Below are 26,733 nucleotides of genomic sequence, written 5' to 3'. Positions count from 1 at the left end.
GGGTCTGTCAGGCAGCCGAGGTCAGCCGGTAGACGTCATAGACGCCCTCGACGTTGCGGACCACATTGAGCACGTGACCGAGATGCTTCGGATCGCCCATCTCGAACGTGAACTTGCTGATCGCAACCCTGTCTCCCGAGGTGGCGACCGATGCCGACAGAATGTTGACCTTCTCGTCGGCCAGCGCCTTGGTGACATCGGAGAGCAGTCGGTGCCGGTCGAGTGCCTCGATCTGAATGGCTACCAAGAACACCGAGGACGCCGACGGGGCCCACTGAACCTCGATGAACCGCTCGGACTGTTCCTCGAGCGAACGAGCATTGGTGCAGTCGGTGCGGTGCACGCTGACCGAACCGCCGCGGGTGACGAATCCGAGGATCTCGTCTCCCGGCACGGGAGTACAGCACTTAGCGAGTTTCGCTACGATACCGTCCGCACCGGTGACCAGCACCCCGGCATCACCGACCTGGCGAGGCCGGGTGGGAATGGTGGACGGGGTCGACCGCTCGGCGAGCTCTTCCTCGACATCGCCGACACCACCGAGATGAGCAACCAGACGCTGCACCACGTGGCGAGCGGACACGTGATTCTCGCCGACCGCGGTGTAGAGGGCCGAGACATCGACGTACCGCAGTTCGTGCGCAATGGTCGACATCGATTCGGCATTCATCAACCGCTGCAACGGTAGTCCGCCTCGACGGACCTCCTTGGCGATGGCGTCCTTGCCGGCCTCGAGTGCTTCCTCGCGGCGTTCCTTGGCGAACCACTGCCGAATCTTGGTCTTCGCTCGCGGCGATGCAACGAAACCCTGCCAGTCCCGGCTGGGCCCTGCAGTGGCAGCCTTGGAGGTGAACACCTCGACCACTTCACCGTTGTCCAACGTGCGTTCGAGCGCGACCAGACGACCGTTGACCCGTGCGCCGATACAGCGGTGGCCGACCTCGGTGTGTACCGCATAGGCGAAGTCGACCGGACACGAACCGGCAGGCAGGGTGACGACGTCGCCCTTGGGTGTGAAGACGAAGATCTCCTTGACCGCAAGGTCGTACCGCAGGGACTCGAGAAACTCTCCGGGATCCGCGGCTTCACGCTGCCAATCGAGCAGCTGGCGCATCCACGCCATGTCGTCGACTTCGGCGTTGTCCTGAGAGTGCTTTCCCTTGGTTTCCTTGTATCGCCAATGCGCCGCGATTCCGAACTCTGCCGTCCGGTGCATATCGCGTGTCCGGATCTGCACCTCGAGGGGTTTGCCCTCGGGCCCGATCACCGTGGTGTGCAACGACTGGTAGACGCCGTAGCGCGGTTGCGCGATGTAATCCTTGAAGCGGCCCGCCATCGGCTGCCACAGCGAGTGCACGACGCCCACAGCGGCGTAACAGTCGCGAATCTCGTCGCACAGGATGCGCACGCCCACCAGGTCGTGAATATCGTCGAAGTCGCGACCCTTGACGATCATCTTCTGGTAGATCGACCAGTAGTGCTTCGGTCGTCCCTCTACGACTGCGCTGATGCGCGACGCGGCCAGTGTCGCGTTGATCTCGGCCCGCACCTTCTCGAGATAGGTGTCTCGGGACGGTGCCCGATCTGCGACGAGGCGCACGATCTCGTCGTACTTCTTGGGGTGCAGGATGGCGAACGCAAGGTCCTCCAGCTCCCACTTGACGGTGGCCATTCCGAGCCGATGCGCGAGCGGCGCAATGACTTCCAGGGTTTCCTTGGCCTTGCGGGCCTGCTTCTCGGGCGGCAGGAACCGCATGGTGCGCATGTTGTGCAGTCGGTCCGCCACCTTGATGACGAGCACCCGCGGATCTCGCGCCATCGCGATGATCATCTTGCGAATGGTCTCGCCTTCGGCCGCGGTTCCGAGAACCACCTTGTCGAGTTTGGTCACCCCGTCGACGAGATGGGACACCTCCTCGCCGAACTCCTCGGTCAGCTTGGCGAGCGAATACCCGGTGTCCTCGACCGTGTCGTGCAGCAGTGCCGCGACCAGCGTCGTGGTGTCCATCCCCAGCTCGGCCAGGATGTTGGCCACGGCGAGCGGGTGAGTGATGTAGGGATCACCGGATTTACGCATCTGCGACGCGTGCAGTTCGTCCGCGACATCGTAGGCGCGCTGCAACAACGCGAGATCGGCCTTGGGATACAGCTCGCGGTGCAGACTGACGAGAGGTTCGAGAACCGGCTTGACGGCGGCGCTACGCCCGGCGGTGATGCGGCGTGCCAGACGGGCCCGCACCCGCCGCGAAGCCGACGTCGGCACCGGTGCCGAGTTGCGCGCGCCGGACGGTGCCTGCGCATCGTCGGCAACCGATTCACGAGAAGACACCGGTTCGACGGCCGGAGAGGTAACTCCGGACGCAGCATCGTCCTTCGGCGCTACCTCGACGCCGGTCCGATCGGAGACTCCTCTTGGATCGGCGACGTCGGACCGTTCGGGGACGGCCGGTCCATCAGGCAAGGGCTGATCGATGTATCGGGTCACTCTCATCACCTCCTGCCACGCGCTCCACGCTGTCGCCGGACGCATCCGGAGAACGCATTACGTAGAGACTTTAGTCCTCATACTCGCACCAGGCAGGAGAGCGGGTAGTCACTGCATCTCTCACGGCCGCCCAGGGCCGCAATTTCGAGAACAACGGCAGCCCCGACTATCACCGCACCCTGATCTGCGAGCAGCCGAGCGGTCGCCTCGACCGTTCCGCCCGTCGCCAGCACATCGTCGACCACCAGCACCCGTCGGCCGGCAACCTCGATCGCCGTCGGGATCTGCAACTCGGCGGTGCCGTATTCGAGATCGTAGGATCGCGAGTGCACCGGGGGCGGGAGCTTTCCGGCCTTGCGCACCGCCAGCACCCCACAGCCCAGCTCCAAGGCCACACCGGCACCCAGCAAGAATCCGCGCGCGTCGATTCCGGCGACCAGGTCCACCCCGTCGAAACCGTGCGCCAGCTCGGACACCACGCTGCGCAATGCCGGGCCGTCGGCGAACACCGGTGTCAGGTCGCCGAAGCGCACACCGGGAACGGGAAAGTCGTCGACCCACCGCGTCAGCCGAGTCACGGCATCGGCGGCGCTCGGCCTGTCCACCGCGTCGCTTGTCTCTACCGAGTCGTTCATCGCAGAAGCACCCACCGATCCATGTTCCATCCGGCACCGGCGGCTGTGGGGTTGGGCAGCACGTCCTGCATGCCCTCGCTCACGACGGTGGTGCGTGGTTCGTTGTACAACGGAAGAGACGGCATGTCGTTCCACAGGATGTTCTCGCCTTCGGTGGCGAGTGCGAGGACGCGCTCCGGGTCGACGGTCACCGCCAACTGATCGACGATGGAATCGATCCGGCCGTTGCTGTAGCCGCCGACGTTCACGCCGCTCCCCGTCCGCAGCGAGTATCGCGCGAGCGCTCCGCCGGCCGACCCCGACGGCCCTGGCAGTGAACCACTGCTGCCCAGGACCGCGTCGACCGCACCGCCGCGCAGGGCGGACGGCGTGAAGTCCGGTGAGCTCGCATCCACGATCGTGATTCCCGCGGCCGCGCAGTCGGTCGCCATGCGGCTGACCTCCTCCGCGCGGCGGGCATCGGGCCCGCGGTAGCCGACGCGAACGGTCAGCGCGCTCTCGCCTGCGGTGGCAAGTTCCTTGGTCGCCCGGTCCAGGTCCGAACGCCGGTACCGATCGCCCACCACGGTGGCGACCGCCGGATACTCGAGGGTGTCGAGTTGGACCAGTCGGGAATCGACGAGGCCCGAGCCCAGCCCGGCCGCCGGAGCCGGCGATCCCGGATGTCCGAGCGTGTCGAACAGATCCGATCTCGGGATGCACGCGGCGACCGCTCGCCGTGCATTGGCGTCGGCCAGCACACCCTGCGTTGCGAACGTCAACTGTTCGACGCCGCGCGACGGCTCGTCGCTGGTCACGAATCCCTCCGCCGCACCGAGGTCGACGGCACCGGCACCGTGGTCGAGTACGTCGAGCGAGCCGTCGGCCACCTTTGCAGCCACGTCGGTGCCCTTGGGCCAGACGACCACCTGCTCGGTCTCGGGCGGAATTCCCCACCAGGCCTCGTTCGCGACGAGAACCAGACCGCCGTCGGCGGTGTACGAGTCGACCCGATACGGCCCGGCCGAGGGCAGTAACGACGTGTCGATCGAGCCGGGTGTCAGCGTCCACCCGGTGTTCCAGAATTCGGCGATGCGGCTCACGACGTCGTTGTCGCCGGCCAGGATGGGATCGACGACATTCGGCACTCCCGCCGCGCGAGCCGCGACGTGTGCGGGCAACAGATCGGTGGCACCGAACAGCGCGCGCCAATTCTGGTAACTGCGCCCGGGGGCGAACACGACCGTGGCTTCCTTGCCCCCGGGGACGCAGTCGATGCGTTGGATGTCGGAGTATCCGGCCGAGGACGCCGCGTCGAACATGGGCTCGTCGGTGGCGAATCGGCCACTGTTCGCCGCCCAGGCCAACACCAGGTCGTCGCAGGCCATCGGTGCACCGTCGGAGTACTTCGCCGCCGGCGCTATGGAGTACTGCACGGTCAACACGTCACCGGGAACGATTGCCGTGGTCCCGATGTCGTTGTCCGACAGCGCATCTCCCTCGGGCCCGAGGTAGCTGAAGCCTACCTGCACGCGAGTGAAGGCCTGTCTGGCTCCCGATGCCGCGCCGTCGACCGTTCTCGCGTTGTACGTGTCGACGACGTTGTCGAACGAGTAACCGATCGACGGAACCTTGTCCTCGGGTGACGAACACGCGGTGATGGACACCGCCGCGACACCAGCGGTCATCAGTGCCGCGCTCCACCTGCGTTTCACGTGCAGTCTCCGTCCCAGTCGGGGGTGGTTTCTACCGCCGCTTCTTGTTTCGCTTTCCGGTGGGCCGATTACCCGGCTGCGGGGTCGACGCCGTGCTGGTAGTCACACCGACGGCCACCGGTTCGGGAGCCAGTCCGGCCGCGCGGGCCGCGGCATCGGCACGCTTGGAGTGGACCTTGCGTGTGTGCGCAGCGACCGGGCCCCACTTCTCCTTGAGCGTGACCAACAGCGGAGTAGCGAAGAAGATGGACGAGTAGGCGCCGACGATCATGCCGACGAGCTGGACCAGAGCCAGGTCCTTGAGAGTGCCGACGCCGAGCAGCCACACCGCGACGATCATCAGCGCGATCACCGGCAGGACACCGATGACCGTGGTGTTGATCGAGCGCATCAAGGTCTGGTTGACCGCCAAGTTCGCTTGCTCGGCGTACGTCTTTCGGTGCAGGTTCAAGATTCCGCGGGTGTTCTCTTCGACCTTGTCGAACACCACCACCGAGTCGTACAGCGAGAAGCCGAGAATTGTCAGCAACCCGATGACCGTCGCCGGGGTCACCTCGAATCCGACGAGCGAATACACGCCTGCCGTGACGACGAGGTCGAACCCCAGCGCAGCCAGAGCTGCGAACGCCATGTCCCGTTCGTATCGAACGGCAATGTAGATGCTGACGATGACCAGGAAGACCGCGAGCGCGATCAGCGCCTTCTGCGTGATCTGACCTCCCCACGTCTCACTGACGTCGGACACGCTGATCGCATTGGGGGTTGCAGTGCCGCTGTTGTCCTGAGGCTGGAAAGCCTGGAACAACGCCTGTCGCAAACTGTCCACTTGACCGGGGTCGAGAGCCTCGGAACGAATCTGCACCGTCGCGGCAGCGCCGGAGCCGACCGTTTGCACCGACACGGGCGGCATACCCAACGAGTCGTCGTAGACCGTTTCGACCTGCTCGGTGGAGATGTTGTCCGCCGCCGGCAAGGCGATCCTGGTTCCGCCCTCGAAATCGATGCCGAGTGTGAATCCGCGAACCAGGAAGCTCAGCAGACACACCAGCACGATGACACCGGTGAGGATGTAGTAGAAGCGCCGACGGCCCACGATGTCGAAGGCGCCGGTTCCGGTGTACAGCCTGGACAGCCAGCTGTGCCTGGGCTGCGTGGACTGATCGACACTCGAGTCGTCGAGGGGCGATGGGGTCGACGTGGTCGTGTTCGACATGTCATGCCTCCTTCGACGGCGCGGTGCCGGTCTTGACGGCGAGCGCCTTGTTGGCTGCACGCTTGCGTTCGAGCGCGATCTGCTGGACGGCACCGAGGCCGTTGACGGACGGCTTGGACCAGAACTTCGACTTGGATGCGAGGTACACCAGCGGCCAGGTCACCAGCACCACGACGACGATGTCCAGAATGGTCGTCAAACCCAGAGTGAACGCGAAGCCGCGGACCTGACCCACCGCGAGTACGTAGAGCACTGCGGCCGCGATGAAGCTGACCGCGTTGCCGGACAGGATCGTCTTGCGGGCACGTGCCCAACCGCGTGGTACTGCCGATCGGAAGCTGCGACCCTCACGAATCTCGTCCTTGATGCGTTCGAAGAACACCACGAACGAGTCCGCCGTCATACCGATTCCGATGATGAGTCCGGCGATGCCTGCGAGGTCGAGGGTGAAGCTGATCCACCTGCCCAACAGAACGATGATCCCGTAGACGACGAGACCTGCCAGTGCCAGAGACAGGGCGGTGAGCAGGCCCAAGGCTCGGTAGTACAGCAGGCAGTAGACCAGCACGAGCGCGAGCCCGATGGCTCCAGCGACGAGGCCGGCTTCCAACGAGGCCAATCCCAGTGTGGCCGAGACGGTTTCGGCCTCGGAGGACACGAAGGACAGTGGCAGAGAGCCGTACTTGAGCGTGTTGGCCAACTCCGACGCGGACTGCGCGTTGAAGTTGCCGGTGATCGACGTGGCACTGCCTGCGGGTGTGGCACCTTGAATCACCGGCGCGCTGATCACCTTCGAGTCCAGCACGAATGCCGCCTGCTTCTGCAGGTTGGCCGCGGTGAACTGGGCCCACGTGTTGGAACCCTCGGAGTCGAAGCTCAGGCTCACCTGGAACTGGGCCTGCTGGCTGTCGAACCCGGAGGTGGCGTCGGCGATCTGCTGACCGTCGATGATTGTCGGTCCCAGCAGGTAGACAGCAGTTCCGTCAGTCGAGCACGCGACGAGGGGTAGCGCCGGATCGTCGTTGCCCGCGAGGGGGTCGGCGGCGTTGCAATCGAGCGACTGCATCGCCAGCTGCTGAATCTGTTGATCCTCACTCTGCCGCAGCGTCTTGGCGTCGGCGATCTCCTGAGCAGCGCGATCGGCATCGGACAGCGATGCGTCCGCGGCAGGATCGTCCGTCGCGGGGGCCTCGGTCGCGGGGGCGTCCGTCGCGGGAGCAGGCGTCGGATCGACCGTCGACGGATCCTGAGCCGGGAACACCCGGCTCTGAGGCGCGGCCGGTGCCGCTGGATCTGCAGGAGCAGCCGGATCTGCAGGAGCAGCGGGCGCGGCGGGATCTGCAGGAGCGGCAGGATCGACCGGCGCTTGCTGCGACCCTGCAGCCTGGCCCGCCGACGGGGCAACCGATCCCACGACGGGTCGGATGAACAGGCGAGCGGTCTGGCCGAGAGTGCGCGCCTGAGAACTGTCGTCTCCCGGCACCGTGATCACCAGGTTGTCACCGTCGACGACCACCTCGGACCCCGTGACACCGAGACCGTTCACTCGCGTCTCGATGATCTGCTGCGCCTGCTTCAGGCTCTCCTGGGTCGGCGCGTTGCCGTCGGGAGTCCGCGCAGTGAGCGTGACGCGGGTGCCACCCTGCAGGTCGATTCCCAACTTCGGCGAGGGGTCTTTGTCTCCGGTGAAGAAGACCAGGGCATACACCGCTGCCATCAGCACCGCGAAAACGGCGAGATAGCGGGCGGGACGCACCGGTCCGCTGGAAGGTGCCACGGTGTGTGTTTCTCCTCTGAGGCGATGGAAAGTGTCGGTTCCTGCAGGGCCTGGCGGCTCGTGATGTCAGCAGAGCGCGGTGCGATTGTGCACCACAAGGGTCACCGCAGACGAAACCGCTGCCGGATTCTGTCTCCGACAGCGGTTCGAATCAACGGTCGTTCACTCTTTTTCCAAACGCTTCGACGTCTGCTCGACCGTCTCGTCAGGCCCACCGACATCGGCCTTGTTCAACGACGGTCCCGGAGTCGCGCTGGAGTCGAGGGCAGCGATGTCGGCCTCGGCGGTGGTATCGGACTCGGTGTCGTCGAAGTCGGACTCGTCGGGCAGTACCTCTCGCACCACGGCACGGGACCAGGTGGTGATGACACCGTCGGCGATTTCGAGGTCGATCGTGTCGTCCTCGACCAGTACCACGCGGGCGTACAGACCGGCTGTGGTGACCACTTCGTCGCCGACCTTCAACGAGTCCTGCATCTCCGTGGTCTTGGCCAGCACCTTCTTCTGTCGACGCGCATTGAGAAAGAGCGGTACCAGAAGGGCCACGATCAGCAGCGGAAACAGCAAATCCATCGGAAGGTCAGTCCTCGAAGCTCGGGTGAAAAATCGTCATTGTCTCGTGCAGGAACGCCGCGGACGCGGGTCTCGCAGCTACCCAGTGTGCCATCACCTGGAACCGGTCCGGTCCGAACATGGGCGTGTTGTGCCCGATTCAGTCGAATAAGCCCTGCGCAGCCTCGGTGGACCGGACCGAGATTCCACCCACCGCGAGGTCCGGCGGCGGTGTCAAGCCGAGGTGTTGCCACGCGGTGGCAGTTGCGACGCGACCTCGCGGCGTGCGGGCGATCATGCCGGCACGCACCAGGAACGGCTCGCACACCTCTTCGACCGTCGAGGGCTCCTCACCGACCGCCACCGCCAGAGTCGACACCCCTACAGGTCCGCCGCCGAAGCTGCGGATGAGGGCGCTGAGAACAGCTCGGTCGAGTCGGTCGAGTCCGAGTTTGTCCACGTCGTACACCACCAGGGCGGCTTTGGCCGTCTCTCGAGTGACCGTGCCGTCTCCTCTGACGTCCGCGTAGTCGCGGACTCGTCTGAGCAACCGGTTCGCAATGCGCGGCGTGCCGCGGGATCGGCCGGCGATCTCGGCGCATCCGTCTCGGTCGATCGGGACACCGAGAATTCCGGCCGACCGCATGAGAATGCGCTCCAGTTCATTCGGCTCGTAGAAATCCATGTGCGCCACGAATCCGAATCGGTCGCGTAGTGGACCGGTCAGAGCACCCGACCTGGTGGTCGCACCGACCAGGGTGAACGGGGCAACCTCGAGCGGAATGGACGTCGCTCCCGGGCCCTTGCCGACGATGACGTCGACGCGAAAGTCCTCCATCGCGAGATACAGCATCTCCTCGGCCGGGCGGGCGATGCGATGGATTTCGTCGATGAACAGCACGTCACCCTCGACGAGGTTGCTGAGCATGGCGGCGAGGTCTCCGGCCCGCTCGAGTGCCGGACCGGACGTGAGCCGTAGCGATGTTCCCAGTTCGGCAGCGATGATCATCGCCATGCTGGTCTTGCCGAGCCCCGGAGGACCGGACATCAGAATGTGGTCGGGAGTTCCCCCACGCATCTTGGCACCGGAGAGCACGAGCTGGAGCTGCTCACGGACCCGAGGCTGACCGATGAAGTCGGTGAGATTCTTCGGACGCAGGCTCGTCTCGACATCCAGATCGTCGGACATGGCGTCCGCACCCACCTGGGATTCTGCGAACTGGTCGTCCTCGTTCACGTCTACCTACCTGGATTTTCCGAGGTACGCCAGCGCCGACCTGAGCGCAGCCGATGTGGTTGCCTCGGGCTGCTGGGCGAGTACCGCGTCGGTGGACTCCTCGGCCTGCTTCGCCGGAAAACCGAGTCCGATCAACGCCTCGACGATCTGATCGCGCACAGAATTTCCGGCACCCGATCCCGGTAGAACCGAGTTCGCGGCGCGGCCGACCACCGCGTCCACCTTGTCCCGCAATTCGACGACCATTCTCTCCGCGCCGCGCTTGCCGATTCCGGGAACCTTGGTGAGTGCGCCGATATCGCTGTCCGCCAACGCGGTTCGCAGCGCATCGGGTTCGTGCACGGCGAGCGTGGCCATCGCGATACGTGGCCCGACCCCGGTCACGGTCAGGAGCAACTCGAACAGCTCGCGCGATTCCTTGTCCGGGAAACCGAAGAGCGTCTGCGAGTCTTCCCGCACGATCATGGTGGTCAGGAGGGTCGATTCACTTCCCCGGTGCAGCGTGGACAGCGTCGCCGGAGTGGCGCTGACGCGGTATCCGACGCCCGCGGCCTCGAGCACCGCATGATCGAGTGCGATGTCGATCACCGAGCCTCTGATCGATGCGATCATCGTGCGCCCGCCTCTTTCTTGGCCATCTTCTCGATTCTGCGTGCGACGACGGCGCGCGCTTTGCGCTCCTCGGCCAGACGCGCGTCGTACTTGCGCTTCTGCTCCGCCGCCATGGCTTCCGCCTTGGCCATCCGCGCGATCATCGGAGCACGCCAGCAATGACAGATACCGAGCGCGAGCGCATCGGCGGCGTCGGCCGGAGTCGGCGCGGTTTGCAGACCGAGAATACGCATGACCATCGCTGTGACCTGGGCCTTGTCGGCGGATCCATTGCCCGTGACCGCCGCCTTGACCTCACTCGGGGTGTGAAAGCAGACGTCGACGCCGCGCCGGGCCGCCGCCAGCGCGATCACCCCACCGGCCTGCGCGGTACCCATCGCGGTGCGCACATTGTGTTGTGCGAACACCCGCTCGATGGCCACCACGGAGGGCTTGTGCGTGTCGAGCCAGTACTCTGCGGCCTCGGAGATGCGCAACAGGCGCTGCGCGAGATCCATATCAGCGGGAGTTCGGACCACGTCCACGTCGAGCGCCACGACCGTGCGGCCCACGCCTCCCTCGATCAAACTGAGCCCACACCTGGTGAGACCGGGGTCGACACCCATCACCCGCACGCCACCACACCTTCCGCTTACGAACTGTTGTTCGATAGCGTAGCGGAGCGGACCCGCGGATCAGGGATACGACACCCGGCCTGTTGGCTCGATCGAAATCGAGTGGTCAGTCCTCGTCGTCGAGCTCGGCCATGACCTCGTCGGACAGCTCGACGTTGGACCAGACGTTCTGCACGTCGTCGCTGTCTTCCAGGGCGTCGATGAGCTTGAAGACCTTGCGCGCACCGTCTGCGTCGACCGGAACGCTGACCGACGCCTGGAAGCTGGCCTCGGCCGAGTCGTAGTCGATTCCGGCGTCCTGCAACGACGTACGTACTGCGATCAGGTCGGTCGGCTCACTGACGATCTCGAAGGTGTCGCCGTTGTCGTTGACTTCTTCGGCACCGGCTTCGAGTACGGCCATCAGGACGTCGTCCTCACTCTGACCGTTCTTTTCGAGGGTCACCACACCCTTGCGCGAGAACAGGTACGACACCGATCCCGGGTCTGCCATGTTTCCGCCGTTGCGCGTCATCGCCACGCGAACCTCGCCTGCGGCGCGGTTGCGGTTGTCGGTGAGGCACTCGATCAGAATCGCCACACCGTTGGGGCCGTAGCCCTCGTACATGATGGTCTGCCAGTCGGCTCCACCGGTTTCTTCGCCTGCTCCGCGCTTACGGGCCCGCTCGATGTTGTCGATCGGAACCGAGGTCTTCTTCGCCTTCTGGATGGCGTCGAAGAGAGTCGGGTTGCCCGTGGGGTCACCGCCACCCGTGCGGGCCGCCACCTCGATGTTCTTGATGAGTTTGGCGAAAGACTTGCCGCGTCGGGCGTCGATCACCGCCTTCTTGTGCTTGGTGGTGGCCCATTTTGAGTGGCCGCTCATGCGATAGAGCCCCTTCCTGCTCGAAATCAGTGTTGTCGACTTTACTCGCCCGGTACCGCGCTCGGGACCGACCTGCTCCGGACGAGTCCTAGTGGTGGCGCACCATGTCCACGAAGAGTCGGTGTACGCGATCGTCTCCGGTGACCTCGGGATGAAAGCTGGTCGCCAGCACCGAGTTCTGTCGTACGGCCACCACCCGACCGGCAGCCGGTCCGTGAACGACAGCGGCGAGCACCTCGACGTGTTCTCCGACCCGTTCCACCCAGGGCGCCCGAATGAACACCGCTCGCACCGGCCCACCCTCGATGTCCACGACGTCGAGATCGGTCTCGAAGGAGTCGACCTGGCGACCGAAGGCGTTACGCCGCACGGTGATATCGAGGGCGTCCAGATGCCGGGCGTCGGGCCTGGTGTCGAGAACTTCGGACGCCAACAGAATCATCCCCGCGCACGATCCGTAGGCGGGCATGCCTTCGCCCAAGCGAGCACGCAACGGGTCGAGAAGATCGAACACACCGAGCAGATTGCTCATGGTCGTCGATTCGCCGCCGGGGATGATCAGCCCGTCGATCTGCGCGAGTTCGGCCGGACGCCGCACGGTGACTCCATGCGCGCCACTCGACTCGAGTGCGGCCAGATGTTCGCGAACATCGCCCTGCAGTGCGAGAACTCCGATGGTCGGAGCACTCACTTCACACCGAAGGGATCGACGTGCTGCTTCGAGGTGTCCCTCTCGAAACGCATCAATCCCTCTTGCACCACCGCTGCGACCATCCGACCGGAGGTATCGAAGATTCGACCCTGCGCCAGTGCTCGCCCGAAGTCGGCGGACGGCGACGTCTGGTCGTAGAGCAACCACTCGTCCGCCCGGAACGGCCGCAGAAACCACAACGCATGATCGAGTGACGCCGTCTGCGTGACAGCATCCGGATGCGGCACCTTGGCCGACCCGATGAGCGTCATATCGCTCATGTAGGCCAGAGCGCAGACGTGGAACACCTGATCGTCGGGCAACGTGTCCCGGTAGCGGAACCACACCCGTTGTTGCGCGGCGAAACTCGGATGCTTGACGGTCTGATCGTCGGGAATGAGACGGATGTCCCACTCGGACCATTCCTTGTAATAGGAGGTGTCGTACTCCGCCAGAGTGGTGGGATCGGGCAGTGTTTCCGGACCGACGACCTCGGGCATGAGGTCCTGATGCGAAATGCCGTCGTCGTCGCCGTGGAACGAGGCCGACATCGTGAAGATCGCCTTACCGTCCTGAATTCCGGTGACTCGGCGGGTGCAGAACGACCGTCCGTCGCGGATTCGATCCACCATGAACACGGCCGGTTCGTTCGGGTTGCCCGGCCGCAGAAAGTAGCCGTGCAGCGAGTGCACTCGAAACTCCGGTGCCACCGTGCGCACTGCGGCGACGAGAGCTTGGCCTGCGACCTGACCGCCGAACGTGCGCGGCAGACGACTCGGGAACGTGCGTCCCCGATAGATGTCGTTCTCGATTCGTTCCAATTCGAGAATGTCCTCGATGCTGGCCATGGCTGGTGTCCACCTTTCTGTGACAACGGCTCAGGCTAACAATGAATGGAGCAGGCAAGATGGTCGGTGTGGGTCAACCTGTACCGATCTTTCCCGATCTCCTCGTGGAATCGATCGTCGATTCCTGCCCGATCGACACTCGCACGATCGTCGTGGTCGACGGTGCCGATGCCGCGCAGCCGGTCGAGTTCGCCTCGCGCACAGCAGAACACGCCCGCTCGCGCGGACGTTCGGCCGCGGTGGTCGATCTGCACGATTACGTGCGCCCGGCATCGATTCGATTCGAGTATTCACGCCACGACGAATTGAGCTATCGCACATTGTGGTTCGACTACGACGCCGTGTCGCGAGAGGTGATCGCACCATTGAGGACCGGTGGCGCAGGCCACTTCCTGCCCCGGCTATGGGATGAGGCGACCGATCGATCGGCGCGGGCACGCACCGTGCCGGCCGCGCCGAACGAAATCGTGCTCATCGCCGGGCCCATGTTGCTCGGGCGAGGCCTCGACGTCGACCTGTCGGTACACCTTCGCCTGTCCGAGACTGCCCTACGGCGTAGAACCGATCCGGCCGAGGAATGGACCTGCGAGGCCCTGATGACGTACTACGACGGCCTGGATCTGTCGGATCGTTCCGCCGGCCGGCCGGATTTCACGGTCCGCTGGGACCATCCGAGCCGTCCGGCCTTTGAACGTCGGCCCTAGAAGCGAGTCACCAACCGCGCTCGGCGAGCCGGTGCCCGACGGGCAGGTCGTCGACGTTGATGCCGACCATCGCCTCACCCAGGCCACGCGAGACCTTCGCGAGGACGTCGGGGTCGTCGAAGAACGTGGTGGCCTTGACGATCGCCTCGGCGCGCTCCTTGGGGTTGCCGGACTTGAAGATTCCCGATCCGACGAACACGCCCTCGGCACCGAGCTGCATCATCATCGCAGCGTCGGCGGGAGTGGCGATGCCTCCGGCGGTGAACAACGTGACCGGCAACTTTCCGACACGTGCAACTTCGACCACCAGGTCGTACGGAGCCTGAAGTTCCTTCGCCGCAACGTACAGCTCGTCCTCGGGAAGCGACGTGAGGCGGCGAATCTCGTCGCGAATCTTGCGCATGTGCGTCGTCGCGTTCGAGACGTCTCCGGTACCGGCCTCGCCCTTGGAACGAATCATGGCTGCGCCCTCGGTGATTCGACGGAGCGCCTCGCCAAGGTTGGTCGCACCACACACGAACGGAGCGGTGAAGTTCCACTTGTCGATGTGGTTGGCGTGGTCGGCCGGGGTGAGCACCTCGGACTCGTCGATGTAGTCGACCCCCAGGCTCTGCAGTATCTGAGCCTCGACGAAGTGCCCGATGCGCGCCTTGGCCATCACCGGAATGCTCACCGAGGCGATGATGCTGTCGATCATGTCGGGATCGCTCATACGCGACACCCCACCCTGAGCGCGGATGTCGGCGGGAACGCGCTCGAGAGCCATGACGGCGACTGCTCCGGCGTCTTCGGCGATCTTGGCCTGATCGGCAGTCACCACGTCCATGATGACGCCGCCCTTGAGCATCTCGGCCATTCCTCGCTTGACGCGGGCGGTGCCGATTCCGTTCTCGCCGGATCCACCGTCGACCGATACCGCGGATGTGTTCGAGGCGTGTGGGGTACTCAAGCGAAACTCCTGTGTTGTTCGACGCTCTGGCAGCGCTCCGGGCTGATAGGTGCGAGTGCGCATGGCGCGATGTCGCGCCCAGAACGATAGGCCTCGACACGTGCGATTCCCATAACCACTTGGCGATTGCTGGACTGCTCGAAAGGGTCCAGATGCCTACCTGATGGCGCGCACGTCCGGATCACCACGTCGAGCGAGAGCCACATTGACCTCGTCCAGGAGTTCGGCCAGGTCCTGGGGGTAGACGTTCTCGCCGAGCGCGCTCAGCGCTCGAATGTCGGACTCGGTGCACCACTGGTGCCCGGTCACGGTCCGGCGCTCGAAATCGGTGAAGCCGGCGCTCTGCGGCTCGAACTCCTGCGTTCGGTGGGCGAAGAACAGCTCCTCGGATCTGATCAGCGTTCCGTTGAACGGGAACGTGGCAACTCGTCGCCACAACGGTCCACGTAGATCGGCTGCGACCACACGCAATCCGGTTTCTTCGTGCACTTCTCGCACCGCTGCCTCGCGGAGCGTTTCACCCTTCTCCACTGCCCCACCGATCGTGAACCAGAAGAAGGTATCGGGCACGGTCGGATCGTGTCCGCGCAACAGCAGTACGCGGCCGCGCTCGTCGAGCAACACCACCCGCGCCGACGTGCGCGGAGTGGCGCGATTCTCGCTGCCGAACGTCGCGCCGGCAGAACGTTCCGCAATCTCGAAGTACGCCGGCAGCGCTGCTGTTCCGCCGAGATGCAACCACCGAACCGGTCGACGGACGCGCAACGCCAGTGTGTCGCGGACGGCATCGTTGTGGAAGCGCCGCGCGATCAGAACGCGGGCCTCGGCGTCTGCCAATTCCGCAACCAGTTGTGGGGGAAGCGCATTCGGTTCGACGACAGCGAGTGCCATGGACACCGCATTCTCGGCTTCCTCCCGCTGTGACCGGTCGGCTCGCTCGGCTCGATCGGCCAGCGCGGCAAGTTCTCTGCTCGACGGTGCCGAGTCGCGGGTGGCCGCGGATACCGCTCGCGCGACGACGGCGCGACGGGCGAGTGCGGCGTCGAGGGACTGCCAGGCCAGGTCGGTACGCACGTGCAGGCGATCGAGTCGGTTCGCCGTCCCGTAGGCCCAGAGACCGATGACGAGGATCAGTACTGCGATCAGCCCCAACACCAGGATGGTGACGGCAGAGAGTGTCATCAGGTGGACGCTCGTACTTTCTGACCGCCGAGCGTGACCGTCTCGTAGACCCGCAGGATTTGCTCGGCCACGACGGGCCAGTCGTAGGCAGATACAGCCACCGACGCGGCGTCGACCAGTCGGTCCCGGACGGAGTCGTCGGACAGGATCGAGGTGACGGCCAGGGCGAGGGCATCGGAGTCGTCGATCGGAACCAGCAGTCCGCAGGTGCCGTCCTTCAACACCCGACGGAAGGCATCGAGTTCGCTTGCCACGACCGGTGTTCCCGCTGCCATCGCCTCGACGAGCACGATGCCGAAGCTCTCACCGCCGAGGTTCGGGGCGCAGTAGACATCGGCGCTGCGCATCGCGGACGCCTTGGTCGCATCGTCCACCTGTCCCAGGAAGGTCAGGTGCGACGCGAGTGCGCCTGCCTCCTTGCGAAGCTTGTCCTCGTCGCCCCGTCCGACGACGAGAATTTCGATGTCGGGATGCGATTCCACCAATGCGGGCAGAGCACCGAGCAGAACGGCCATTCCCTTGCGCGGTTCGTCGAATCGGCCCAGGAAAAGCACGGTACGGCCCGCACGCGGATAGCCTTCCAACACTGCGGCATCGGCGAACGCCGGCACGTCGACGCCGTTGGGGATTTCCACCGCATCGGATCCGAGGGCCTCGACCTGCCACCGCCGAGCGAGTTCCGACACCGCGATCCGGCCACTGATCTTCTCGTGGTACGGGCGTAGGACACCCTGGAACGTGCTGAGCACCAAGGATTTCGTGGTGGAGGTGTGGAAGGTCGCAACGATCGGACCGTCCGCGGCTTTGAGGGCCAGCATGGACAGACTCGGCGCGTTCGGTTCGTGGATGTGCAGCACGTCGAAATCGTTGTCCGAGATCCACTTACGGATGCGCGAATAGGTCACCGGACCGAATCGAAGGCGCGCGACCGAACCGTTGTAGGGAATGGCGAGTGCCTCACCGGCCGACACCACGAAATCCGGCAACTCGACGTCGTCCGACGCCGGAGCGAGAACACTCACTCGATGCCCGCGCTCGAGGAACACCTCAGCCAACTGCTGCACGTGCGCCTGCACCCCGCCGGGAACGTCGAACGAGTACGGGCAGACCATACCGATCTTCACGCGCCCTCGATTCGCGCGCGACGCTCGGCGGACCAGTCGCTCATCCACAACGGTTGCAGCATGTGCCAGTCGGCCGGGTGCGCTCGGACACCGGCGGCGAAATGATCGGCCAATGTCTGTGTGGCCGAATCGATTCCAGCAGAGACATCCACTGCGGGTGAGATATCGAAGCCCCAGCCGTCACCGTCGAAATAGCCGTGCACCGGCAGCAGCGTCGCGCCGGTGTCGATCGCCAACTTCGCTGCCCCCGCGGGCATGCGCGTCGGTTCGCCGAAGAAGCTCACCGGCACGCCATGCTTGGCGAGGTCGCGTTCGCCCAGCAGACACACGACCTTGTTCTCGCGGAGCCTCTCGCTCAGCGCCTTCAAAGGCGGCTGCTCACCGCCACTGAGCGGAAAGATCTCGAAGCCGAGACTTTCCCGATAAGCAACGAATCGCTGATACAGCGACTCGGGCTTCAGGCGCTCGGCCACTGTGGAGAGGCCGCCGTGCTTCCGCACCAACCACATACCGGCCATGTCCCAATTACCACTGTGCGGCAGCGCCAGCACAGCACCCTTGCCCGTAGCGAGTGCAGCTTCGAGATGTTCTTGTCCGTTGACACATTCATCGATGACGGCTGCCTGTGCGGCCAGATCCATCGACGGCAACCGGAAGGCCTCCCGCCAGTAGCGGGCGTACGAGCGGACGCTGTCACGAATCAATTCGTCGGGCACCTCGCCAGGGCTGGTTCCCAGTACCCGAGCGAGATTGCGTCGCAACTGATCCGGACCACCGTTCCGGGTGGCCGCGATGTCCGCACCGCGATCGAAGAGTCCTCTGGCCACGCCTTCCGGCAACGATCGGACCAGCCGCCACCCGGCGGCGTACCCGAGGTCGCTGGCCCTGTCGGAGAGATTCACGACGCAGCCACGTCACCGTCGCCGGTGGATGGAGTGGTGGGCGGCACGATGATGTCGCGAGCCCCGTCGGATCCACGGACCGCCAGTACGCGCTGGAAGACGGTCACGATGCTCAGGGCAGCGAGAATCCACATTGCCGGGTAGATGAGGCTGTCGAGCCATGGAATGTCGAAATGGCGACCGACCCCGGTGAACCCGGCCCCGACGAGGACGATGACGAGTCGATCGGGACGTTCGATCCAACCACCGTCGGCCGAGAGTCCGCTGGCCTCTGCGCGGGCCTTGGCGTACGAGATGACCTGTGAGGTGACCAGGCAGATCAGCGTGGCCACGAGTAATGGCTTGTTGTCCTCGGAATAGACTGCCCACCAGGCGAGTCCACCGAAGATCGCGCCGTCGGCCACTCGATCGCAGGTCGCGTCGAGCACGGCCCCGTACTTGGTGCCGCCGCCCCTGGCCCGTGCCATGGCGCCGTCGAGCATGTCGAAGAGCACGAACAAGGTGATGACGATCGAACCCCACCACAGGTAACCGGCGGGGAACATCGTCACCGCTGCGGTGACGGTGACGACGGTGCCGATGACGGTCACCGAGTCCGGGGTCAGTCCAGTGCTGTTGAGAGCGCGCCCGAGCGGGGCGGTCACCTTCGACACCGGCGCACGGCCGAAAATGCTCAGCACGGCGCATGCTCCTTTCGCCGGTGGTTCATTCGTTCCAGGCCGACGCGAGCAGGGATCTGGTGTCGCGAAGCAACTGCGGCATCACCTTTGCGCCGCCGATCACCGTGATGAAGTTGGCATCGCCACCCCACCTCGGCACGATGTGCTGGTGCAAATGCTCGGCAAGTGATCCGCCGGCCGCCGCACCGAGGTTGAGGCCGACGTTGAAGCCGTGTGGACTCGACACTCGCTTGATCACGCGAATCATCTGCTGGGTGAAGGCCATCAGTTCGGCACTCTCGGCGGGCGTGAGGTCCTCGAGCGCCGCGACGCGACGGTACGGCACGATCATCGCGTGCCCGGGGTTATACGGGTACAGGTTTAGCACCGCGTACACCGACTCGCCACGCGCGACGACCAGTCCGTCCTCGTCGCTCATCTTGGGGATGTCGGAGAACGGCTCACTCGACTTGGCCGACGCCTGGGGGGCCTCGGCGATGTAGGACATCCGGTGCGGAGTCCACAATCGTTGCAGCCGGTCGGGTTCACCCGCACCGGTGGCGACGATCGACTCGTCCTGGTCGGGCATGTCAACTCACTCCACTGGTGTGCACGAGGTCGGCGGTCGGTGATGCGTTGTTGCGCTGAGAGATCCACTCGGTGATCGTTGCCACGGCCTGCGCAACAGAAACACCGTTGACCTGAGTTCCGTCACGGAATCGGAAGCTGACGGCACCTGCCTCGACGTCGCGTTCGCCGGCGAGCAGCATGAAGGGTACCTTCTGCGCGGTCTGATTGAAGATCTTCTTCTGCATCCGATCGTCACTGGCGTCCACCTCGGCCCTGACGCCGTGCTTCTTCAGCTCCTTCACCACCGCGAACAGATGGTACTGATGCACCTCGGCCACCGGAATGCCCACGACCTGCACGGGCGCGAGCCAGGCCGGGAAGGCACCGGCGTAGTGCTCGGTGAGTACACCGAAGAACCGCTCGATCGAACCGAACAGCGCGCGGTGAATCATCACCGGGCGTTCCTTCACTCCGCCCGAGGCGGTGTATTCGAGCTCGAAGCGTTCGGGAAGATTGAAGTCGAGCTGAATGGTCGACATCTGCCACGTGCGACCGAGCGCATCCTTGGCCTGCACCGAGATCTTGGGTCCGTAGAACGCGGCCCCGCCCGGATCGGGCACGAGATCGAGACCCGACGCCGCTGCGACCTCGGCAAGGGTGTTGGTCGCTTCCTCCCAGACCTCGTCGCTACCGACGGACTTCTCCGGGTTGCGAGTCGACAGCTCCAGGTAGAAATCGTCCAGTCCGTAATCTTTGAGCAGGCCGAGCACGAATTCCAGTGTGCTGGTGAGCTCTCCGCGCATCTGCTCGCGAGTGCAGAAGATGTGCGCGTCGTCCTGCGTCATGCCGCGTACTCGGGTGAGACCGTGAATGACGCCGGACTTCTCGTATCGATACACCGAACCGAACTCGAACAGGCGCAACGGCAACTCGCGGTACGAGCGGCCGCGGGAGCGGAAGATGAGGTTGTGCATCGGGCAGTTCATCGGCTTGAGGTAATAGTCCTGGCCGGGTTTGCGTACATCGCCGTTCTCGTCGAGTTCGGCATCGAGATGCATCGCCGGGAACATGCCGTCGCGGTACCAATCGAGGTGACCGGAGACCTCGTAGAGATGCCCTTTGGTGATGTGCGGAGTGTTGACGAACTCGTAGCCCTCTTCGATGTGCCGCTGGCGCGAATAGTTCTCCAACTCGTTGCGGATCACACCGCCCTTCGGATGGAACACCGGAAGGCCGGAGCCCAGCTCGTCGGGAAAGCTGAACAGGTCCAGCTCGGATCCGAGCTTGCGGTGATCGCGGCGCTCGGCCTCGGCCAGGAGTTCCAGATGCGCATCGAGTGCCTCGGTGGACTCCCACGCGGTTCCGTAGATGCGCTGCAAGTCCGCGTTGTCCTGGTTGCCACGCCAGTACGCAGCCGAACTGCGAGTGAGCTTGAAGGCAGGCACGTACTTGGTGGTGGGGATGTGCGGGCCGCGGCACAGATCGCCCCAGATGCGCTCGCCGGTGCGGGGATTGAGGTTGTCGTATGCGGTCAGTTCTCCCCCACCGACCTCCATGACCTCCGGATCGTCGATTCCGGACTTGTCGTCTATCAGCTCGAGCTTGTACGGCTCGTCGGCCAGCTCCTCGCGGGCCTGCTCCACCGACTCGTACACCCGACGCGAAAACCGTTGTCCCGCTTTCACGATCTGCTTCATCTTCTTCTCGAGGGCAGTCAGATCCTCGGGAGTGAACGGCTGCTTCACATCGAAGTCGTAGTAGAAGCCGTCCTTGATGAACGGTCCGATGCCCAGTTTGGCGTCGGGAAACAGCTCTTGAACGGCCTGCGCCAGCACGTGCGCCGCCGAATGCCTGATGACGCTTCGCCCGTCCTCGGTATCGGCCGGAACCGGCTCGACCTCGGTATCGGACTCCGGAGCCCACGACAGGTCACGGAGCTTTCCCTCGGGATCCCGCACGACGACGATCGCCTCGGGCCCCTTGTTGGGCAGTCTGGTATCGCGGAGCGCCGTACCTGCCGTCGTTCCTGCCGGCACCATGATGCGGGCGGGTGGAGCGCTGGCGACAACGGGCATGCTCACGGCGATGTACTCCTCGATCGGTTCTTCGGGCCAGGAAGGCCTCCGACAGCCTATCGGCAACGAGCCCGTCGTCGGCCCTCAGCGCGGCGCGTTCGTCAGATCGGACTGTCCAGCCATGTCCAGTCGAGTCCGATCCAACCACCGACCAGTGCAAATGTGCCGAGCAGCCATAGCGTGGCGAGCACAACGACCGTCGTGAAGAGCAGGCCGAGTCCTTTGACGACGATCGACTGCTTCGAGAACCACGCCATGAACGCGTCGTATCTCGCGCGAACGAAGCGCAGCGCGCTCTTGGCCCACTCGAATTCCGAAGCCAGAATGCCCAGACCGGCGAAGACTATCAACCAGCCTGGGCCCGGGTAGGGAATGGCCAACACTCCCAACACCAACACCAGGGTGCCGACGACACCGACGGTGATGCGGTAGCCGAGATCGAGAGATTTGTTCTCGGCGATACGAGCCCGGAAGCGTCTGTGCTTTGTCGCCAGCTGCTCGGCCGGGCCATCGGCGTCGGCCGCGTCGGTCACGGCGTCCGGTGCAGTGTTCTGTCCGTCCGCCTCGCGGGACGTCGATCCGTCGGTGCTCACCGAGTCAGGTTACCGGGCCGAGACACGAAAAAGCCCGCACCGACGAGCGGTGCGGGCTTTGTTCGTCTGTGGTCCCGGCTGGGATCGAACCAGCGACCTTCCGCGTGTGAAGCGGACGCTCTTCCACTGAGCCACGGGACCGAACGAGGCAAAACATTAACACGAGGTGCCGCGGCGAATCGAATCGCCCGCCCGGGCATCGAACGCACCCTCACGGTGGTTCGAGAATGATGTCCCGTCACTGGTTTCACATCGTTCACAGGGGTCGATTCGCACTAATCCGTGGCTGACCACGTGATTTGTGGGTTTCACTCCCGTTGGGTTAATGTTTCCCCCGCACCACGGAGACAACGACTGCCCAGCAGTGAGCGCCTCCGAGGTACGCGGATGTGGCGCAGTGGTAGCGCATCACCTTGCCAAGGTGAGGGTCGCGGGTTCGAATCCCGTCATCCGCTCGAGGGTCTCGACCCATGGTGGAGTGGCCGAGTGGTGAGGCAACGGCCTGCAAAGCCGTGCACACGGGTTCGATTCCCGTCTCCACCTCGCTAGTGCATCGATTGCAGAATCGATGCGAGGACATGCGCGATTAGCTCAGCGGGAGAGCGCTTCCCTGACACGGAAGAGGTCACTGGTTCAATCCCAGTATCGCGCACCACTGTCAGACAGATCAGGCCCCCTTTCGAGGGGGCCTTTTTTGTATGTTCCAGTAATCAATTGTGGTGATTCGCGCCATAGGAGTGCACAGTAGAGACGACGCACACACTTCGATGGAAGGACACATACGTGTCGGACGATGCTCGAAGCACAACCACGAACGACAATCCCACCGACGAAACCGCCATCGACGACACCAGCAACACCAGCAACACCGACGAAGAAGGTGGAGGCACCGAGCTCGAAGTCGACGACGCCACGCTCGAGGAAGCGAAGAAGTCGGTCGAAGGGTTGGACGATCGCTATCGGCCCGGTGCCAGGCCCACCGTGGCGCTGCCGGGAACGAACGGCACGGTTGCCGGGACGGCGTTCGCCGACATGGTCGACGACAACGGCGAGCTGGTGGATGCCGACGACCAGGACACCGCAGACAAGACTGCAGGGGACGAGACGGCCGGAGACCGCGAGAACACCGACGAGAAGGTAGTTTCCGCGCACGATGCCTGAACACGGTGTTTCCGACGCCCCCGCCGAAGTCGAACTCGGCGGGGGCGTCGCCTTTCTGCATACGCCCCCGACAGCGTCCCGGGGCGGCCTCGCTCTTACCCACGGCGCGGGCGGCAACTGCAATTCGGTTCTGCTCCAGAAGATTGCGTCGGTATGGGCGGCGGCCGGCTTCACTGTCCTGCGGTTCGACCTCCCGTTCCGAGTGCGCAAGGCCAAGGGTCCGCCGCATCCCTCACGCTCGGAGGAGGATCGGCTCGGTATCGCCGCGGCAGTCGACCGCGTGCGAGCGGAAACCACGGGATTCATTGCGTTCGGTGGCCACTCGTACGGTGGCAGGCAGGGGTCGATGATCGCGGCCGAACGTCCGGGTCTCGTCGACGGACTCGTTCTCACTTCCTATCCCCTGCACCCACCGGGAAAGCCCGACAAGCTTCGTACGCAACATCTACCCGACCTTCGGACCCCGACTGCCGTGCTGCACGGCACGAAAGATCCGTTCGGCACCACCGCAGAACTCGAAGCAGCATTGGCCCTCGTCCCCGCGGCAACCTTGCTCGTCGACATCGAGGGTGCCGGCCACGATCTCGCCCCGGCGAAATACGACGCAGCGTCTCGAACACTCGCGGCTGCCGTCTCCCTGTTCGGCACCTCCTCGTCCGATCCGTCGGTCGTCGTCCCGCCCTTCGACCCGTCACGCTGAAGTGGTGTACTGAAACTATGCCAACCTGGGGATGGTTCATCGTTGCGCTGGTCCTTATCGACGCTGCGGTACTCGCGGCGTGGTTTCTCGCTCGCCGAAAGCCGGACGACTCCGGTGCGACTTCGCGCAACCTGCAGTTGGTAGGACTGGACGACGGTGCCCGCGCAGAAATTCACCAATTGTTGGCCGCCGACAAAAAGATTCACGCCATCAAGGTCTTTCGAGAGCGAACGGGTGCCGGATTGCTCGACGCGAAGAACGCAATCGAATCGATGCAACGCGGGGCCGCGTTTCCAGCGCCGAAGACGATTCTCGATGCAGCAAGTTCGGGTCCCGTGCGATGGGACGACCTGCTCCCCCGGCTGACAGCACTCAAGACGGAGGGCAAAGCGATCGCGGCGATCAAACTGCTGCGGGATCGAACCGGCCTGTCGTTGCGCGATGCCAAGAAAGCGGTCGATCAGCTGTGACCGTTCGTGAGGCGGCTTCGGCAGACGCGCGTCGAGTTGCGGATCTGGCCGCACTGACCTTCCCCTTGGCCTGCCCGCCGAAAACTCGACCGGACGATATCGCGAATTTCGTCTCGAAAGTGTTGTCGCTCAGCAATTTCGAGAGTTACATCGCCGACCCCGACAGGACCGTTCTTATCGACGAGTCAGGCGATGCAGAGATTGTCGGTTACGCAATGCTGGTGTTCGGCACTCCCACCGACTCGGGCATCCGCTCGGCACTCACTCACGAGCCGACCGTCGAGATCAGCAAACTGTACGTCCGACCCACCGAGCACGGCGGCGGAGTCGCCTCCCGCCTGATGGCTTCGGCCCTGGACAGTGCGCGCCGACGCGGCTGCAAGGGAGCATGGCTGGGGGTCAACCAGCAGAACGCACGAGCCCAGAAGTTCTACGCCAAACACGGATTCGAGATCGTGGGCACCAAGACCTTCGTCGTCGGTGTACAGACACACGACGACTACGTCATGCAGGTGCCACTCTGACCTCTGTTCAGCCGACAGCGGCGAAACGCGACAATGCCAGCAGACGCGACGTGGCGCGCAGGTACTTCTTGCGGTAGCCGCCGGCCAGCATCTCCTCGGTGAAGATCTCGTCGAGCTTGCCGCCCGAGGCCGTCACCGGAATGCCTGCGTCGTAGAGGCGGTCGGCGAGGACGACCAGTCGCAGGGCGATGGCTTGATCCGATGCCGGGTGCACGTTCTTCAGGAATACCGCAGGAACACCGTCGAGCAACTTGCCGTAGCGGGACGGGTGCAGCGTGCTGAGATGGGCGAGCAGCTCGTCGAAATCGTCCAGGGTTGCGCCGTCCACGGTCTCCGCGCGCTCGACGAGCTCGGATTCGGACGTGGGCTCCGGGGCCGGGGGCAGATCACGGTGTCGGTAATCGGGACCGTCCACGCGGACGGACTCGAAGATGGAACCGAGCTTCTTGATCTCTCGCAAGAAGTCCTCTGCGGCGAAGCGGCCCTCACCGAGCTGACCGGGCAGGGTGTTCGATGTCGCGACGATGGAGACTCCGCGCTGCGAGAGCTCGGAGAGCAGACGCGACACCAACATCGTGTCGCCCGGATCGTCGAGTTCGAACTCGTCGATGCAGAGCACGCTGTGGTTCGAGAGTTCTTCGAGGGCCTTGTTGAAGCCGAGCGCTCCGACCACGTGGGTCAACTCGACGAACGTGCCGAATGCCTTCGGCTCGGGAACGCTGTGGTAGATAGAGGCCAACAGGTGGGTCTTGCCGACGCCGAAACCACCGTCGAGGTACAGCCCCGCACCCGTGGCCGGGGTCTTCTTGCCGAAGAGTCCGCGCTTGCCTTTGCCGCGGATCTTCTGCACCTTGTTCGCGAACTCCTCGGCCTTCGCGACCGCAGCAGCCTGCGTCGGCTCCTTGGGATCGGGAATGTAGGAGGAGAAACTGACGTCGTCGAACATCGCCGGCGGGACCATCTGCGCGATCAGCTGATCGGAGGGGACCACGGGATTTCGGTCGACAAGGCGTGCGGGCATTTGTCGAGCGTAACGACGTGGTCTGATCTCTCTCATGCAGCTTCTCGATATTGGGACCTACTTCACATCGGCACAGCCGGCCGAGTCCGTACCCGCCGTCGGGTCGGTTCTCGACGACGATGCGCTCCGAGCCCTGTACGCCTACCCGGCGCACCCGGACCGACCGTGGATCCGGACGAACTTCGTCGCCAGCATCGACGGATCCGTCACTGCGAACGGTGCGTCCGCCGGCCTCGGCACCCCCGCGGACGCACGCTTGTTCGGGATCCTGCGCGAGTTGTGCGACGCCGTTCTCGTCGGTGCAGGGACTGCCCGCGCCGAGAACTACGGCGGAGTCGCACTGTCCGACGAGGCGATCGCTCGACGCAAGGCGCGCGGACAGGCACCGACTCCGACGATCGTGGTGGTCACCGCCTCGGGTTCTATCGATCCGAAGTCCCGATTGCTCGTCGACACCGTGGTGAAGCCCGTCGTGGTCACCTCGTCGGCAGCGGACGGCACCACCCTGTCCGCGCTTCGAGCCGCCGGCGCAACCGTGATCGACGTCCCCGGTGAATCGGTGAGCACGAACGACCTCGTCGATTCTCTGACCGACCTCGGACTCACGCGCATCCTGTGCGAAGGCGGACCTGGCCTGTTCGGGCAGCTCGTGTCCGACGGCGCGGCAGACGAGCTGTGCCTGACGATCTCTCCGATGCTCGTCGCCGGCGAGGCAGGCCGCATCGCCCATGCCGCCGGCGCAGCCGACACGCCGATGGACCGAGTCCACGTGCTGGGCGACGAGGACGGCACGTTGCTGACGCGCTGGGTGCGCGGGTCGTGATCACCCAGCGGCGCGCATCGTGACTGAGGGCGCGCGCGGCGCGGGCCGAAAAG

At 64.6% G+C, this 26,733-nt stretch carries 27 protein-coding genes and 4 tRNA genes; 9 read left to right on the top strand and 22 right to left on the bottom strand.

From position 1 onward, the window contains the following. Positions 1 to 7: 7 nt before the first annotated feature. From ACFI9K_RS13445 to ACFI9K_RS13390, 12 genes are all read right to left on the bottom strand, one after another. Positions 8 to 2,329 carry a RelA/SpoT family protein gene (locus tag ACFI9K_RS13445; protein WP_462664067.1) on the bottom strand — a complete coding sequence of 774 codons (2,322 nt, stop codon included), beginning with the start codon at positions 2,327 to 2,329 and terminating at the stop codon, positions 8 to 10. Positions 2,330 to 2,562: 233 nt separating this feature from the next. Continuing rightward, positions 2,563 to 3,120 carry an adenine phosphoribosyltransferase gene (locus tag ACFI9K_RS13440; RefSeq protein ID WP_462663947.1) on the bottom strand — a complete coding sequence of 186 codons (558 nt, stop codon included), beginning with the start codon at positions 3,118 to 3,120 and terminating at the stop codon, positions 2,563 to 2,565. Then, positions 3,117 to 4,787 carry an ABC transporter substrate-binding protein gene (locus ACFI9K_RS13435; protein ID WP_462664066.1) on the bottom strand — a complete coding sequence of 557 codons (1,671 nt, stop codon included), beginning with the start codon at positions 4,785 to 4,787 and terminating at the stop codon, positions 3,117 to 3,119. Before ACFI9K_RS13435 ends, ACFI9K_RS13440 begins: the two co-directional genes overlap by 4 nt. 58 nt (positions 4,788 to 4,845) lie before the next feature. Continuing rightward, complete coding sequence (gene secF / locus ACFI9K_RS13430; protein WP_462663946.1) at positions 4,846 to 6,027, bottom strand: protein translocase subunit SecF; 1,182 nt, start codon at positions 6,025 to 6,027, stop codon at positions 4,846 to 4,848. Between the two features lies 1 nt (position 6,028). Next, complete coding sequence (gene secD, locus ACFI9K_RS13425) at positions 6,029 to 7,804, bottom strand: protein translocase subunit SecD (protein WP_462663945.1); 1,776 nt, start codon at positions 7,802 to 7,804, stop codon at positions 6,029 to 6,031. 162 nt (positions 7,805 to 7,966) lie between these two features. Then, the gene (yajC, locus tag ACFI9K_RS13420; RefSeq protein WP_462663944.1) at positions 7,967 to 8,377 is read right to left on the bottom strand and encodes a preprotein translocase subunit YajC; all 411 of its coding nucleotides are present in this window, start codon (positions 8,375 to 8,377) and stop codon (positions 7,967 to 7,969) included. A 139-nt stretch (positions 8,378 to 8,516) separates the two neighbouring features. Beyond that, on the bottom strand, positions 8,517 to 9,545 hold the full coding sequence (gene ruvB, locus ACFI9K_RS13415; protein WP_462664065.1) for a Holliday junction branch migration DNA helicase RuvB: 1,029 nt from the start codon (positions 9,543 to 9,545) through the stop codon (positions 8,517 to 8,519). 54 nt (positions 9,546 to 9,599) lie between these two features. Then, positions 9,600 to 10,205, bottom strand: coding sequence for a Holliday junction branch migration protein RuvA (gene ruvA, locus ACFI9K_RS13410; RefSeq protein WP_462663943.1), 606 nt, complete (start codon positions 10,203 to 10,205; stop codon positions 9,600 to 9,602). Beyond that, positions 10,202 to 10,819, bottom strand: a complete 618-nt coding sequence (ruvC, locus tag ACFI9K_RS13405) for a crossover junction endodeoxyribonuclease RuvC (RefSeq protein ID WP_037189428.1) — start codon at positions 10,817 to 10,819, stop codon at positions 10,202 to 10,204. The genes ruvA and ruvC overlap by 4 nt, the downstream gene beginning before the upstream one ends. 106 nt (positions 10,820 to 10,925) lie before the next feature. Further along, positions 10,926 to 11,684 carry a YebC/PmpR family DNA-binding transcriptional regulator gene (locus ACFI9K_RS13400; RefSeq protein ID WP_222094903.1) on the bottom strand — a complete coding sequence of 253 codons (759 nt, stop codon included), beginning with the start codon at positions 11,682 to 11,684 and terminating at the stop codon, positions 10,926 to 10,928. 88 nt (positions 11,685 to 11,772) lie between these two features. Next, on the bottom strand, positions 11,773 to 12,375 hold the full coding sequence (pdxT, locus tag ACFI9K_RS13395; RefSeq protein ID WP_222094904.1) for a pyridoxal 5'-phosphate synthase glutaminase subunit PdxT: 603 nt from the start codon (positions 12,373 to 12,375) through the stop codon (positions 11,773 to 11,775). Continuing rightward, a complete protein-coding gene (locus tag ACFI9K_RS13390) occupies positions 12,372 to 13,223 on the bottom strand; it encodes an acyl-CoA thioesterase (RefSeq protein ID WP_222094905.1) in 852 nt (283 codons plus the stop codon). Before ACFI9K_RS13390 ends, pdxT begins: the two co-directional genes overlap by 4 nt. A 59-nt stretch (positions 13,224 to 13,282) precedes the next feature. On the opposite strand from ACFI9K_RS13390, the gene ACFI9K_RS13385 reads away from it, so the two are divergent. Next, a complete protein-coding gene (locus ACFI9K_RS13385) occupies positions 13,283 to 13,927 on the top strand; it encodes a nucleoside/nucleotide kinase family protein (protein WP_462663942.1) in 645 nt (214 codons plus the stop codon). A 7-nt stretch (positions 13,928 to 13,934) separates the two neighbouring features. Here ACFI9K_RS13385 and pdxS read toward each other — a convergent pair whose 3' ends face one another. The 9 genes from pdxS to ACFI9K_RS13340 form a co-directional block, all read right to left on the bottom strand. Beyond that, positions 13,935 to 14,876, bottom strand: a complete 942-nt coding sequence (pdxS, locus tag ACFI9K_RS13380; protein WP_462663941.1) for a pyridoxal 5'-phosphate synthase lyase subunit PdxS — start codon at positions 14,874 to 14,876, stop codon at positions 13,935 to 13,937. Positions 14,877 to 15,032: 156 nt separating this feature from the next. Further along, a complete protein-coding gene (locus tag ACFI9K_RS13375; protein ID WP_462663940.1) occupies positions 15,033 to 16,058 on the bottom strand; it encodes an NUDIX hydrolase in 1,026 nt (341 codons plus the stop codon). Next, positions 16,058 to 17,182, bottom strand: coding sequence for a glycosyltransferase family 4 protein (locus ACFI9K_RS13370; protein WP_462663939.1), 1,125 nt, complete (start codon positions 17,180 to 17,182; stop codon positions 16,058 to 16,060). Before ACFI9K_RS13370 ends, ACFI9K_RS13375 begins: the two co-directional genes overlap by 1 nt. Further along, positions 17,179 to 18,084: a phosphatidylinositol mannoside acyltransferase gene (locus ACFI9K_RS13365; protein WP_462663938.1), complete on the bottom strand. Its 906-nt coding sequence runs from the start codon at positions 18,082 to 18,084 to the stop codon at positions 17,179 to 17,181. The genes ACFI9K_RS13370 and ACFI9K_RS13365 overlap by 4 nt, the downstream gene beginning before the upstream one ends. Beyond that, positions 18,081 to 18,764 carry a phosphatidylinositol phosphate synthase gene (pgsA, locus tag ACFI9K_RS13360; RefSeq protein ID WP_462663937.1) on the bottom strand — a complete coding sequence of 228 codons (684 nt, stop codon included), beginning with the start codon at positions 18,762 to 18,764 and terminating at the stop codon, positions 18,081 to 18,083. The genes ACFI9K_RS13365 and pgsA overlap by 4 nt, the downstream gene beginning before the upstream one ends. 25 nt (positions 18,765 to 18,789) lie before the next feature. Then, entirely contained in the window at positions 18,790 to 19,332 is a 543-nt protein-coding gene (locus ACFI9K_RS13355) for an ATP adenylyltransferase (protein WP_222094910.1), read from the bottom strand. 1 nt (position 19,333) lies between these two features. Then, complete coding sequence (gene thrS, locus ACFI9K_RS13350) at positions 19,334 to 21,388, bottom strand: threonine--tRNA ligase (protein WP_462664064.1); 2,055 nt, start codon at positions 21,386 to 21,388, stop codon at positions 19,334 to 19,336. Between the two features lie 101 nt (positions 21,389 to 21,489). Then, entirely contained in the window at positions 21,490 to 21,921 is a 432-nt protein-coding gene (locus ACFI9K_RS13345; RefSeq protein ID WP_462664063.1) for a TIGR02611 family protein, read from the bottom strand. A 129-nt stretch (positions 21,922 to 22,050) separates the two neighbouring features. After that, positions 22,051 to 22,122: transfer RNA gene (locus ACFI9K_RS13340), tRNA-Val, on the bottom strand. A gap of 242 nt (positions 22,123 to 22,364) precedes the next feature. Here ACFI9K_RS13340 and ACFI9K_RS13335 point away from each other — a divergent pair. From ACFI9K_RS13335 to ACFI9K_RS13305, 7 genes are all read left to right on the top strand, one after another. Then, a tRNA-Gly gene (locus tag ACFI9K_RS13335) sits at positions 22,365 to 22,436 on the top strand. Positions 22,437 to 22,453: 17 nt separating this feature from the next. Then, positions 22,454 to 22,524: transfer RNA gene (locus ACFI9K_RS13330), tRNA-Cys, on the top strand. 37 nt (positions 22,525 to 22,561) lie between these two features. Then, positions 22,562 to 22,636 (top strand) — tRNA-Val (locus tag ACFI9K_RS13325). Between the two features lie 128 nt (positions 22,637 to 22,764). After that, on the top strand, positions 22,765 to 23,142 hold the full coding sequence (locus ACFI9K_RS13320; protein ID WP_462663936.1) for a hypothetical protein: 378 nt from the start codon (positions 22,765 to 22,767) through the stop codon (positions 23,140 to 23,142). Next, the gene (locus ACFI9K_RS13315) at positions 23,135 to 23,842 is read left to right on the top strand and encodes an alpha/beta hydrolase family protein (protein WP_462663935.1); all 708 of its coding nucleotides are present in this window, start codon (positions 23,135 to 23,137) and stop codon (positions 23,840 to 23,842) included. The genes ACFI9K_RS13320 and ACFI9K_RS13315 overlap by 8 nt, the downstream gene beginning before the upstream one ends. Before the next feature lie 17 nt (positions 23,843 to 23,859). Then, positions 23,860 to 24,312: a hypothetical protein gene (locus tag ACFI9K_RS13310; RefSeq protein WP_462663934.1), complete on the top strand. Its 453-nt coding sequence runs from the start codon at positions 23,860 to 23,862 to the stop codon at positions 24,310 to 24,312. Continuing rightward, complete coding sequence (locus tag ACFI9K_RS13305; RefSeq protein WP_462663933.1) at positions 24,309 to 24,836, top strand: N-acetyltransferase family protein; 528 nt, start codon at positions 24,309 to 24,311, stop codon at positions 24,834 to 24,836. Before ACFI9K_RS13310 ends, ACFI9K_RS13305 begins: the two co-directional genes overlap by 4 nt. A 7-nt stretch (positions 24,837 to 24,843) precedes the next feature. Here ACFI9K_RS13305 and zapE read toward each other — a convergent pair whose 3' ends face one another. After that, positions 24,844 to 25,857, bottom strand: a complete 1,014-nt coding sequence (gene zapE, locus ACFI9K_RS13300; protein WP_222094913.1) for a cell division protein ZapE — start codon at positions 25,855 to 25,857, stop codon at positions 24,844 to 24,846. Between the two features lie 34 nt (positions 25,858 to 25,891). Between zapE and ACFI9K_RS13295 the strand changes: the two genes are divergently transcribed. Then, a complete protein-coding gene (locus ACFI9K_RS13295) occupies positions 25,892 to 26,680 on the top strand; it encodes a pyrimidine reductase family protein (protein WP_462663932.1) in 789 nt (262 codons plus the stop codon). Positions 26,681 to 26,733 lie beyond the last annotated feature (53 nt).

Source organism: Rhodococcus sp. PSi06, assembly GCF_054960675.1.
The sequence above is the reverse complement of the archived record's forward strand: the minus strand, read 5'-3'. Positions and strand labels throughout refer to the sequence as shown.